The sequence below is a fragment of the Burkholderia sp. BCC1047 genome (genome assembly GCF_902833155.1).
GTDB lineage: Bacteria > Pseudomonadota > Gammaproteobacteria > Burkholderiales > Burkholderiaceae > Burkholderia > Burkholderia sola.
In genome coordinates this window covers 26695-37052 of sequence record NZ_CADFEH010000052.1, presented here as the reverse complement: position 1 = coordinate 37052, position 10358 = coordinate 26695, and the positions used below count along the sequence as shown (strand labels likewise).

The following is a 10358-nucleotide window of genomic DNA, read 5'->3' as shown; positions in this document are numbered from 1 at the left end:
ATTAAGCTCAAGTTGAAAGGGCTGAGTCCCGTGCAATACAGGACTCAGCCCTTGGGCACCTAGTCTTCAACCGTCCAACTTCGTGGGGTCAGTTCACCGCGGGGCGCTTTTCTTTCGTCTGCCGAATGCGTGAAGGCCGGGCCGCGGCTCAGCCCTGCGGCAGCGTATCGACGAACGACTGTCGCTGCTGCAGCTTCACGAAATGCTTGTCGAGGTTCGGGTGGCGATCGCGCCAGTTGAGTTCGGGCATCCGGAAGTCGAGATAGCCGAGCGCGCAGCCGAGGGCGATGTCGGCGAGCGTGTAATGATTGCCGACGCACCACGTCTTGCCGCCCAGGCCCTGCGACATCGCGACGAGCGCGTCGTCGATCTTGCGTTGCTGGCGCGCGATCCAGCTCGCGCTGCGCTGCGCTTCGTCGCGCATCGTGTGTTCGAGACGGATCGCGATGGCTGCATCGAGGACGCCGTCGCCCAGCGCTTCCCAGCAGCGCACTTCGACGCGCTCGCGGCCCGACGGCGGAATCAGCTTGCCGACCGGCGACAGCGTATCGACGTATTCGCAGATCACACGGGAATCGAACACCGCGGCGCCATCCTCCATCACCAGGCACGGGACCTTGCCGAGCGGGTTCGATGCATGGATGCTCGTGTCCGGCGCCCACACGTTCTCGAGCTCCAGCTTGTAGTCGATCTTCTTTTCAGCAAGCACGATCCGCGCCTTTCGGACGTACGGGCTGCTGAGCGAACCGATTAATTTCATCATCTGCCTTTTTAAGGGAACCGCCGAGAGTATACGTTGTCGTCGATCATAACCGGCCCGCGCGGCCGGGCAGAAAATCGCCGGGCCGGCCTGTGGAAGGTTTGCAACAGCCGCCGCCGAGCCCCGCCGGGCGGGCCTTGCAGCCGCGGCCCTGACGCGCGGCGCCCGGCGGCGCTACAATCGCACGATGAATGCGCCCCTCGATACCGCCATCGCCGTCGACGTCTACCGCCAGCGCCGTGAACGCGTGCTTGCCGCACTGCGTGCCGCGGGCGGCGGCGTCGCCATCGTCCCCACCGCGCCGGAAATGCTGCGCAACCGCGATACGGCCTACCCGTACCGGTTCGACAGCTACTTCCATTACCTGACGGGCTTCACCGAGCCGGATGCCGTGCTCGTGCTGAACGCGGCCGCGCCGCACGGCGCGCCGGAATCGATCCTGTTCTGCCGCGCCAAGAACGTCGACCGCGAGACCTGGGAAGGCTTTCACTACGGTCCCGACGCCGCGCGCGACGCGTTCGGCTTCGATGCGGCGTTCGCGACCGACGTGATCGACACCGAAATGCCGCGCCTGCTCGCCGACGCGGGCACCGTGCACTACCGGTTCGGCGCGTCGGCCGAGTTCGAGCGCCAGCTCGCCGGCTGGATCGACGCGGTGCGTGCGCAGGCGCGCACGGGCGTCGCCGCGCCGGACGCGCTGCTCGACCTCACGCCGCTGCTCGACGACATGCGGCTCGTGAAGGACGAACACGAACTCGCGATCATGACGCGCGCCGCGCACATCTCCGCGCTCGCGCACCGCCGCGCGATGCAGGTGTGCCGCCCGGGCATCCGCGAATACGAGCTCGAAGCCGAGCTGCTGTACCTGTTCCGCAAGCACGGCGCGCAGGCGCCCGCGTACGGGTCGATCGTCGCGGCCGGCGCGAATGCGTGCGTGCTGCACTACCCGGCCGGCAACACGGCAGCGCGGGACGGCGACCTGATCCTGATCGACGCCGCGTGCGAACTCGACGGCTATGCATCGGACATCACGCGCACGTTCCCGGCCAACGGCCGCTTCTCGCCCGCGCAGCGCACGCTGTACGACATCGTGCTCGCCGCGCAGCAGGCGGCGATCGACGCGACGCGCGCGGGCGTGCCGTTCGAGGCGCCGCACGACGCGGCCGTACGCGTGCTCGCGCAAGGGCTGCTCGACACCGGCATCATCCCGAAAACACGCTTCTCGAGCGTCGACGACGTGATCGCCGAGCGCGCGTACACGCGCTTCTACATGCACCGCACCGGCCACTGGCTCGGCATGGACGTGCACGACTGCGGCGACTACCGCGAGCGGCTCGCCGAACGCGACGCGAACGGCGCGCTGCCGTGGCGCACGCTGAGGCCCGGCATGACGCTGACCGTCGAGCCCGGCCTGTACGTGCGCGCGGCCGACGACGTGCCGCCCGAGTACTGGAACATCGGCATCCGCATCGAGGACGACGCGATCGTGCGCGAGCACGGCTGCGAACTGATCACGCGCGGCGTGCCGGTCGCGGCCGACGAGATCGAGGCGCTGATGCGCGCGGGCGCATGACCGGCCGCCGACCGTTCCCTCCGTTTCACGAATCAAGATGACGACCGCTTCCTCGCCGGCCACGCCGGATTACGACCTCGCCATCGTCGGCGCGGGCCCCGTCGGGCTCGCGCTCGCCGGCTGGCTCGCGCGCCGCAGCGCGACGCAGCATGCATCGATCGCGCTGATCGATGCGCGCGAACCGGCCGCGAGCGCAAACGACCCGCGCGCGATCGCCGTGTCGCACGGCAGCCGCGTGCTGCTCGACACGCTCGCGTGGCCGGCCGACGCCGCGCCGATCGAACATATCCACGTATCGCAGCGCGGCCATTTCGGCCGCACGCTGATCGACCGCGACGAACACGCGCTCGCCGCGCTCGGCTACGTCGTGCGCTACGGCTCGATCGTGCAGGCGCTCGCGGGCGCCGTGCGCGGCACGCGCGTCGACTGGCTCACGTCGACCACCGCACGCGCGCCGCAGCAGGACGCCGACGGCGTCACGCTGACGCTCGACGGCCCGCAAGGCGAGCGCCCGCTGCGCGCGCGCCTCGTCATCAATGCCGAAGGCGGGCTGTTCCACGAACAGCAGGCCGACGCAGGCAAGCATCGCCGCGACTACGGACAGACCGCGCTCGTCGGCACGGTCACGGTCTCGGCGCCGCGCCCGAACGTCGCGTGGGAACGCTTCACGCACGAAGGCCCGCTCGCGCTGCTGCCGCTCGGCGGGCCGCGCCAGGCCGAGTATTCGCTCGTGTGGTGCTGCACGCCCGACGAAGCCGCACGACGTGCCGCGCTGCCCGACGACGCGTTCCTGCGCGAGCTCGGCAGCGTGTTCGGCGAACGCATGGGCGAATTCGTCGCGATCGCCGGGCGCGCGTCGTTCCCGCTGGGCCTGAACGCCGCGCAGACGCTCGTCAGCGGCCGCGTCGCGGTCGTCGGCAATGCCGCGCAGACGCTGCACCCGGTGGCGGGCCAGGGGCTGAACCTCGGGCTGCGCGATGCGCACACGCTCGTCGACGCGCTGTCCGCGCAAGGCTTCGAAGCGACCGCGCTCGCGGCCTTCAACGCGCGCCGCGCGCTCGACCGGCGCTTCACGATCGGCGCGACCGACACGCTGGCGCGGCTGTTTACGATCGACGCGGGCCCGCTTCCGCTGCTGCGCGGCGCGGCGCTCACCGCGCTCGAATTCGTGCCGCCGCTCAAGAAGGCGATCGCGCGCCAGATGATGTTCGGCCAGCGCAACTGACGCGCGGCGCGCCGCACAGCCTCTCCGGGCAATCCAGGCAAACCGGGTCAAATCGGCGGGGCATGGGAATACGGTAAAATGCCCGTTTTCCGTCTTCCCTTCCCCTGCCCGCGCGTGTCGCGGGCGGCGCCATTGCGATGCCCGTTATCGGCCCTCACGTATTGCGTAACAACCTGTTCGTCGCCCCGATGGCCGGGGTGACGGATCGTCCGTTCCGCCAGCTGTGCAAACGGCTGGGGGCCGGTTACGCCGTGTCCGAGATGGTCGCGTCCAACGCGCAGCTGTGGAAAAGCGCGAAGACGATGCGGCGCGCGAACCACGAAGGCGAGGTCGAGCCGATCGCGGTGCAGATCGCCGGCGCCGATCCGGCGATGATGGCCGAAGCGGCCCGCTACAACGTCGACAACGGCGCACAGATCATCGACATCAACATGGGCTGCCCGGCGAAGAAGGTCTGCAACGTCGCGGCCGGCTCCGCGCTGCTGCAGAACGAACCGCTCGTGCAGCGGATCGTCGAGGCCGTCGTCGCGGCGGTGGGCACCGGGCCCGACGCGGTGCCCGTCACGCTGAAGATCCGCACCGGCTGGGACCGCGAGCACAAGAACGCGATCACGGTCGCGCGCCTGGCCGAGGCGGCCGGCATCTCGATGCTCACCGTGCACGGCCGCACGCGCGCCGACCTGTACCGCGGCGACGCCGAATACGACACCATCGCGGCCGTGAAGGCGGCCGTACGCATTCCGGTCGTCGCGAACGGCGACATCACGTCGCCCGCCAAGGCGAAGGCCGTGCTCGATGCAACCGGCGCCGACGCGCTGATGATCGGTCGCGCCGCGCAAGGCCGGCCGTGGCTGTTCCGCGAAATCGATCATTTCCTGCAAACCGGCGAGCTGCTGCCCCCGCCGCGGATCGACGAGATCCAGCACGTGATGAACGAACACCTGGAAGACCACTACGCTTTCTATGGCGAATTCACCGGGGTCCGTACTGCGCGCAAGCACATCGGCTGGTACACTCGCGGCCTTTCCGGTGCCAACGGGTTCCGGCACCGAATGAACACGCTCGATTCCACCCGCGAGCAGCTCGCCGCCGTCAATGCATTCTTCGAGGCGCAAAAGGCGCTGTCGGACCACCTCGTCTACGTCGATGACGATGCGGAAAACAGCCAGGGCGAGTCGGACGACCATAACCAGTTAGCAGCATGAGCAAGCACAACATCGAACAATGTGTCCGCGAGAGCCTGGACGTGTACTTCCGGGATCTAGACGGCTCCAATCCGCACGACGTCTATGAAATGGTGATGTCCTGCGTCGAAAAGCCGATGCTCGAGGTCGTGCTCGTACAGGCCGGCGGCAACCAGTCGCTCGCCGCCGAGTACCTCGGCATCAATCGCAATACGCTGCGCAAGAAGCTGCAGCAGCACGGCCTGCTGTAGGCGGCCGTCCCGTCCCCGTTTCCCTGGCTATTGGTGGTTCCATCATGATCAAGCAAGCGCTCATTTCCGTTTCCGACAAGACCGGCATCGTCGACTTCGCGAAGTCGCTGTCCGACCTCGGCGTCAAGCTGTTGTCGACGGGCGGCACCGCGAAACTCCTCGCCGACGCCGGCCTGCCCGTGACCGAAGTGGCCGATTACACCGGCTTCCCGGAAATGCTCGATGGGCGCGTGAAGACGCTGCACCCGAAGGTGCACGGCGGCATCCTCGCCCGCCGCGACCTGCCCGAGCACATGCAGGCGCTGGAACAGCACGGCATCCCGACGATCGACCTGCTGGTCGTGAACCTGTATCCGTTCGTCGCGACGATCGCGAAGGACGACTGCACGCTCGCCGACGCGATCGAGAACATCGACATCGGCGGCCCGACGATGCTGCGCTCGGCCGCGAAGAACCACCGCGACGTGACGGTCGTCGTCGACCCGGCCGACTACGCGGTCGTGCTCGATGAAATGAAGGCGAACGGTAACACCATCGGCTACCCGACCAACTTCCGTCTCGCGACGAAGGTGTTCGCGCACACCGCGCAATACGACGGCGCGATCACGAACTACCTGACGAGCCTGACCGACGAGCTGCAGCACGCATCGCGCAGCGCGTACCCGGCCACGCTCAACATGGCGTTCGACAAGGTGCAGGACCTGCGCTACGGCGAGAACCCGCACCAGAGCGCGGCGTTCTACCGCGACCTCGCGACGCCGGCCGGTGCGCTGGCGAACTACCGCCAGCTGCAGGGCAAGGAACTGTCGTACAACAACATCGCGGATTCGGACGCGGCGTGGGAATGCGTGAAGACGTTCGACGCGCCGGCCTGCGTGATCATCAAGCATGCGAACCCGTGCGGCGTCGCGGTCGGCAACGACTCGGCCGACGCGTATGCGAAGGCGTTCCAGACCGATCCGACCTCTGCGTTCGGCGGCATCATCGCGTTCAACCGCGAAGTCGACGAAGCGGCCGCGCAAGCGGTGGCGAAGCAGTTCGTCGAAGTGCTGATCGCGCCGTCGTTCACGGACGCCGCGAAGCAGGTGTTCGCCGCGAAGCAGAACGTGCGCCTGCTCGAGATCGCACTGGGCGACGGCCATAACGCATTCGACCTGAAGCGCGTCGGCGGCGGCCTGCTCGTGCAGTCGCTCGATTCGCGCAACGTGCAGCCGAGCGAGCTGCGCGTCGTCACGAAGCGCCAGCCGACCGCGAAGGAAATGGACGACCTGCTGTTCGCCTGGCGCGTCGCGAAGTACGTGAAGTCGAACGCGATCGTGTTCTGCGGCAACGGCATGACGCTCGGCGTCGGCGCCGGCCAGATGAGCCGCGTCGATTCCGCGCGCATCGCGAGCATCAAGGCGCAGAATGCGGGCCTCACGCTCGCCGGTTCGGCCGTCGCGTCGGATGCGTTCTTCCCGTTCCGTGACGGCCTCGACGTCGTCGTGGCGGCCGGCGCGACCTGCGTGATCCAGCCGGGCGGCTCGATGCGCGACGACGAAGTGATCGCGGCGGCCGACGAGCACGGCATCGCGATGGTCCTGACGGGCGTGCGCCACTTCCGTCACTGATCGCGGCATGCGGCCCGCGCGGCCGCTGCACGAGAACCCGGCGGCATCACTCCCGCCGGGTTTTTTATTGCGCGGCGCCGTCGCGCGCGACCGGGCGACCGGCTTGCCGCACCATTCGTTGTAGTATCGCTGCATCACGCCACTCTCCTCACTCATGCGAATTCTCGGCATCGACCCCGGCCTGCGCGTCACCGGCTTCGGCGTCATCGACGTCAGCGGCCACCGGCTCGCCTATGTCACGAGCGGCGTGATCCGCACGCCAACGGCCGACCTGGCCACCCGGCTCGGCACGATCTTCCAGGGCGTCTCGACGATCGTGCGCGAACACGCGCCCGACCAGGCCGCGATCGAAAAGGTGTTCGTCAACGTGAACCCGCAGTCGACGCTGCTGCTCGGCCAGGCGCGCGGCGCCGCGATCTGCGGGCTCGTCGCGGGCGGGCTGCCGGTTGCCGAATACACGGCGCTGCAGCTCAAGCAGGCGGTGGTCGGCTACGGCCGCGCGACCAAGACGCAGATGCAGGAAATGGTCACGCGGCTGCTCAACCTGTCCGGCCAGCCGGGCTCCGACGCCGCCGACGCGCTCGGCATGGCGATCTGCCACGCGCATGGCGGCGACACGCTCAGCACACTCGGCGGCCTCGCGCCGGCGCTCGCGCAGAAAGGGCTGCGCGTGCGGCGCGGCAGGCTGGTCGGCTGACGTCGGCCGTGCGCCGCGGCACGTACGTCGGCTCGACTGCGTTGGCTGCGTTGACCACCTTCACCGTTCTACCCACGCCCGACACACCCGCGACACGCGCCGCTTCGGCCTGACGGCCGCGCCCATCGGCATTGCGCCGCGCGTGCGCTACACTCGCGCTTTCTTCCTCGCATCCCGTCCTCCATGATCGGTCGCATCGCCGGCATCCTGCTCGAAAAGAACCCGCCTCATCTGCTCGTCGACTGCAACGGCGTCGGCTACGAAATCGACGTGCCGATGAGCACCTTCTACAACCTGCCGCAAACGGGGGAGCGCATCGTGCTGCTCACGCAGCAGATCGTCCGCGAGGACGCACATCTGCTGTACGGCTTCCTGACGCCGCAGGAGCGCACGACCTTCCGCGAGCTGCTGAAGATCACCGGCATCGGCGCGCGCATGGCGCTCGCCGTGCTGTCCGGCATGAGCGTGCAGGAGCTCGCGCAGGCCGTGACGATGCAGGACGCCGCCCGCCTCACGCGGCTGCCCGGCATCGGCAAGAAGACGGCCGAGCGCCTGTTGCTCGAACTGAAGGGCAAGCTCGGCGCCGACCTCGGCGCGCTCGCCGGCGCCGCGTCGCCGTCCGACCATGCGACCGACATCCTCAACGCGCTGCTCGCGCTCGGCTACTCCGAAAAGGAAGGCCTGGCCGCAATCAAGAACGTGCCGGCCGGCACCGGCGTGTCCGAAGGCATCAAGCTCGCGCTGAAGGCGCTGTCGAAGGCGTAACGCGCAGTCGATCCGGCCGTCGAAGCCAGTGTCGCGCCGCCGCGCGGCACGCGCCAGTCGGCCGTTCGGCCAGGTGGTCCGGGCGCCGTCGCGCGGTACAATGGCCGCATGATTGAAACCGACAAACTCGCCACCGAGCAGCGGATCATCGCGGCCACGCCCACCTCGTCGCACGAGGAGGTGTTCGAACGTGCGCTGCGGCCGCGCCAGCTCGACGACTACGTCGGCCAGGAAAAGGTGCGCGGCCAGCTCGAGATCTTCATCGAAGCCGCGAAGCGCCGCGCCGAGCCGCTCGACCACGTGCTGCTGTTCGGGCCGCCGGGTCTCGGCAAGACGACGCTCGCCCACATCATCGCGCGCGAGATGGGCGTGAACCTGCGCCAGACGTCGGGCCCCGTGCTCGAGCGCGCGGGCGATCTCGCGGCGCTGCTGACGAACCTCGAAGCGAACGACGTGCTGTTCATCGACGAGATCCACCGGCTGTCGCCGGTCGTCGAGGAAATCCTGTATCCGGCGCTCGAGGATTACCAGATCGACATCATGATCGGCGAAGGCCCGGCCGCGCGCAGCGTGAAGCTCGACCTGCAGCCGTTCACGCTGGTCGGCGCGACCACCCGTGCCGGGATGCTGACCAACCCGCTGCGCGATCGTTTCGGGATCGTCGCGCGCCTCGAGTTCTACGACGCCGGTCAACTGTCGCGCATCGTGCAGCGCTCGGCGTCGCTGCTGAATGCGCAGATCGATCCGAACGGCGCGCTGGAAATCGCGAAGCGCGCGCGCGGCACGCCGCGGATCGCGAACCGGCTGCTGCGCCGCGTGCGCGATTTCGCGGAAGTGAAGGCCGACGGCCAGATCACCGCGGCGGTGGCCGACGCCGCGCTCGCGATGCTCGACGTCGATCCGGTCGGCTTCGACCTGATGGACCGCAAGCTGCTCGAAGCGATCCTGTACAAGTTCGACGGCGGCCCGGTCGGCATCGACAACCTCGCGGCGGCGATCGGCGAGGAGCGCGACACGATCGAGGACGTGCTCGAACCGTACCTGATCCAGCAGGGCTTCCTGCAGCGCACGCCGCGCGGGCGCGTCGCGACGCTGCTCACGTATCGCCACTTCGGGCTGTCGGTGCCCGATGCCCGCCGCACCGAACGCGACGAGTGGGATACCCCGGACGGGAAGTAATCCGTCGCCCGAGCCACACCCGCCATGACGACGCCGCCCAGCCGCCACCCCACGACCGTGCCGGGCCCGCGCTGGGCGGAGCCGATCCGCAAGCGGCTCGTGGCCGGCATCACGCACCTGACGGCCGGCGGCGGCGGCCCGTCGATCGATCTCTCTTCGCCGCCGGGCGACCCCGGGCTGTTCGGCCCCGACGCCGTGTGCTGGCGCGTGCATGCCGATTTCACGTCGATGATGACGGGCGGCATCGCCGCGCTACTGCTGCAGGCGCTCCACCCGCTCGCACTCGCGGGCGTCTGGGATCATTCGTCGTTCCGCACCGACATCTTCGGCCGCTTGCGGCGCACCGCCACGTTCATCACCGGGACGACGTTCGGCAGCCGCGCGGACGCGCTCGCGCTGATCGAGCGCGTGAAAACGATCCATGCGCGCGTCTCGGGCAGCGCGCCGGACGGCCGGCCGTACCGCGCCGACGATCCCGCGTTGCTGACCTGGGTGCATGTCGCGGAAGTGTCGAGCTTCCTCGCCGCGCATCTGCGTTACGTGAATCCGGCGCTGTCGGGCGAACTGCAGGACCGCTATTACGCGGAGACGGCGCTGATCGCGGAGTTGCTCGGCGCCCGCGAGGTGCCGCGTTCGCGCGCCGAGGTCGCCGCCTATCTCGTGCGCATGCTGCCCGAACTCGAAGCCGGGCCGCGTACGTTCGACGTGATGTCCATCCTGCTGAACGTGCCGGTCGCGAAGCCGGCGCTGCGGCCGGCCGCGTCGCTGGTGATGCATGCCGGAATCGACCTGCTGCCGCCGTGGGCGCAACGCATGCTCGGCGTGTCGACGTTCGCGCCGTTGCGGCGCGCGCTGGTCCGGCCCGGCATACGCGCGGTCGCGCCCGTGCTGCGCTGGGCGCTCGTGAACGGCGCGTCAAAACGTGCGCGCCGCCGCGCGACGGCCACGCCGTCCGATGGCACCCCGCCTGCCTGACGGTCCGTTTCTTCCGATCATTTCAATTTGCTGTCAAATAGCTGTGACAAGCTGACGGGCTTGCACCCGCGCACGGTCGCACGTTCTGCTCGTCACCGACGCCCAGTGACCCGCGCGAAGCCCCCCACCCGACCGACGC

Annotated in this window: 10 protein-coding genes; 9 read left to right on the top strand and 1 reads right to left on the bottom strand. The window is 68.9% G+C overall.

The window, feature by feature from the left end:
• Positions 1-148: 148 nt before the first annotated feature.
• The gene (locus HWX55_RS33665) at positions 149-760 is read right to left on the bottom strand and encodes a glutathione S-transferase N-terminal domain-containing protein (RefSeq protein WP_175978820.1); all 612 of its coding nucleotides are present in this window, start codon (positions 758-760) and stop codon (positions 149-151) included.
• Positions 761-947: 187 nt separating this feature from the next.
• On the opposite strand from HWX55_RS33665, the gene HWX55_RS33660 reads away from it, so the two are divergent.
• The 9 genes from HWX55_RS33660 to HWX55_RS33620 all read left to right on the top strand — a co-directional run bounded on the left by HWX55_RS33660 (position 948) and on the right by HWX55_RS33620 (position 10219).
• Positions 948-2333, top strand: a complete 1386-nt coding sequence (locus tag HWX55_RS33660) for an aminopeptidase P N-terminal domain-containing protein (RefSeq protein WP_124594287.1) — start codon at positions 948-950, stop codon at positions 2331-2333.
• Between the two features lie 37 nt (positions 2334-2370).
• Positions 2371-3558 carry a UbiH/UbiF/VisC/COQ6 family ubiquinone biosynthesis hydroxylase gene (locus HWX55_RS33655; RefSeq protein ID WP_175978818.1) on the top strand — a complete coding sequence of 396 codons (1188 nt, stop codon included), beginning with the start codon at positions 2371-2373 and terminating at the stop codon, positions 3556-3558.
• A 137-nt stretch (positions 3559-3695) separates the two neighbouring features.
• On the top strand, positions 3696-4763 hold the full coding sequence (gene dusB / locus HWX55_RS33650) for a tRNA dihydrouridine synthase DusB (protein WP_069616741.1): 1068 nt from the start codon (positions 3696-3698) through the stop codon (positions 4761-4763).
• Positions 4760-4993 (top strand): Fis family transcriptional regulator, encoded by a 234-nt coding sequence (locus HWX55_RS33645; RefSeq protein WP_006476892.1) that lies wholly within the window; start codon positions 4760-4762, stop codon positions 4991-4993. Before dusB ends, HWX55_RS33645 begins: the two co-directional genes overlap by 4 nt.
• A 44-nt stretch (positions 4994-5037) precedes the next feature.
• Positions 5038-6603 (top strand): bifunctional phosphoribosylaminoimidazolecarboxamide formyltransferase/IMP cyclohydrolase, encoded by a 1566-nt coding sequence (gene purH, locus HWX55_RS33640; RefSeq protein WP_050013802.1) that lies wholly within the window; start codon positions 5038-5040, stop codon positions 6601-6603.
• A gap of 154 nt (positions 6604-6757) precedes the next feature.
• On the top strand, positions 6758-7300 hold the full coding sequence (gene ruvC, locus HWX55_RS33635; protein ID WP_069616742.1) for a crossover junction endodeoxyribonuclease RuvC: 543 nt from the start codon (positions 6758-6760) through the stop codon (positions 7298-7300).
• Positions 7301-7483: 183 nt separating this feature from the next.
• The gene (gene ruvA, locus HWX55_RS33630; RefSeq protein WP_031402135.1) at positions 7484-8065 is read left to right on the top strand and encodes a Holliday junction branch migration protein RuvA; all 582 of its coding nucleotides are present in this window, start codon (positions 7484-7486) and stop codon (positions 8063-8065) included.
• Between the two features lie 108 nt (positions 8066-8173).
• Positions 8174-9244 carry a Holliday junction branch migration DNA helicase RuvB gene (ruvB, locus tag HWX55_RS33625; protein ID WP_124651604.1) on the top strand — a complete coding sequence of 357 codons (1071 nt, stop codon included), beginning with the start codon at positions 8174-8176 and terminating at the stop codon, positions 9242-9244.
• Between the two features lie 24 nt (positions 9245-9268).
• Positions 9269-10219, top strand: a complete 951-nt coding sequence (locus HWX55_RS33620) for an oxygenase MpaB family protein (protein WP_175978817.1) — start codon at positions 9269-9271, stop codon at positions 10217-10219.
• Positions 10220-10358: the final 139 nt, after the last annotated feature.